General features: G+C 55.3%; 1 rRNA gene. It reads right to left on the bottom strand.

The features are described 5' to 3' along the window. Positions 1-6 precede the first annotated feature (6 nt). Positions 7-1,546 (bottom strand): 16S ribosomal RNA (locus SPH52_RS22405). Positions 1,547-1,732: the final 186 nt, after the last annotated feature.

The following is a 1,732-nucleotide window of genomic DNA, read 5'->3' as shown; positions in this document are numbered from 1 at the left end:
GTCGTTTAAGGAGGTGATCCAGCCGCAGGTTCCCCTACGGCTACCTTGTTACGACTTCACCCCAGTCATGAACCACACCGTGGTGATCGCCCTCCCGAAGGTTAGGCTAACCACTTCTGGTGCAGTCCACTCCCATGGTGTGACGGGCGGTGTGTACAAGGCCCGGGAACGTATTCACCGTGACATTCTGATTCACGATTACTAGCGATTCCGACTTCACGGAGTCGAGTTGCAGACTCCGATCCGGACTGAGATCAGCTTTCTGGGATTAGCTTGCTCTCGCGAGCTTGCAACCCTTTGTACCGACCATTGTAGCACGTGTGTAGCCCTACCCGTAAGGGCCATGATGACTTGACGTCGTCCCCACCTTCCTCCGGTTTGTCACCGGCAGTCTCCCTAGAGTTCCCGACCGAATCGCTGGCAAATAGGGACAAGGGTTGCGCTCGTTACGGGACTTAACCCAACATTTCACAACACGAGCTGACGACAGCCATGCAGCACCTGTCTCTGCGTTCCCGAAGGCACCCCTTCGTCTCCGAAGGGTTCGCAGGATGTCAAGGGTAGGTAAGGTTCTTCGCGTTGCATCGAATTAAACCACATGCTCCACCGCTTGTGCGGGCCCCCGTCAATTCATTTGAGTTTTAACCTTGCGGCCGTACTCCCCAGGCGGTCGACTTATCGCGTTAACTGCGCCACAAAGTCCGCGAAGGACCCAACGGCTAGTCGACATCGTTTACGGCGTGGACTACCAGGGTATCTAATCCTGTTTGCTACCCACGCTTTCGCACCTCAGTGTCAGTGTCAGTCCAGAAGGCCGCCTTCGCCACTGGTATTCCTCCCGATCTCTACGCATTTCACCGCTACACCGGGAATTCTACCTTCCTCTCCTGCACTCTAGCCTGACAGTTCCGGATGCCGTTCCCAGGTTGAGCCCGGGGCTTTCACAACCGGCTTATCAAGCCACCTACGCGCGCTTTACGCCCAGTAATTCCGATTAACGCTCGCACCCTCCGTATTACCGCGGCTGCTGGCACGGAGTTAGCCGGTGCTTCTTCTGTGGGTGATGTCCTTCCTCACGGGTATTAACCGCAAGGCTTTCTTCCCCACTGAAAGTGCTTTACAACCCTAAGGCCTTCTTCACACACGCGGCATGGCTGGATCAGGCTTGCGCCCATTGTCCAATATTCCCCACTGCTGCCTCCCGTAGGAGTTCGGGCCGTGTCTCAGTCCCGATGTGGCTGATCATCCTCTCAGACCAGCTACGGATCGTCGCCTTGGTGAGCCATTACCTCACCAACCAGCTAATCCGACATAGGCTCATCCGATAGCGCAAGGTCCGAAGAGCCCCTGCTTTCTCCCGTAGGACGTATGCGGTATTAGCCTGGGTTTCCCCAGGTTATCCCCCACTATCGGGCAGATTCCTATGCATTACTCACCCGTCCGCCGCTCGCCACCAGGAAGCAAGCTTCCCGTGCTGCCGCTCGACTTGCATGTGTTAGGCCTGCCGCCAGCGTTCAATCTGAGCCATGATCAAACTCTTCAGTTTAAAATCATATAGTCCTTACCCTTCCGAAGAAGAAAGCGGACCAAACTTGGCTCAAGGTCAAAGCTTCTCAAAAAGACCCGAAGGTCTTCGACGAGTCGCTTGCCTCGAAATGGTGTGACTTCTCACCACCTCATCGACAAGCGCCCACATGAATTACCTGATCGATTGTTAAAGAGCGGCTCCTTT

Origin of the sequence: Halomonas sp. A29 (genome assembly GCF_046723295.1) — a bacterium.
In the GTDB taxonomy this organism is placed as follows: Bacteria; Pseudomonadota; Gammaproteobacteria; order Pseudomonadales; family Halomonadaceae; genus Halomonas.
This window is presented reverse-complemented; position numbering and strand designations above follow the sequence as displayed.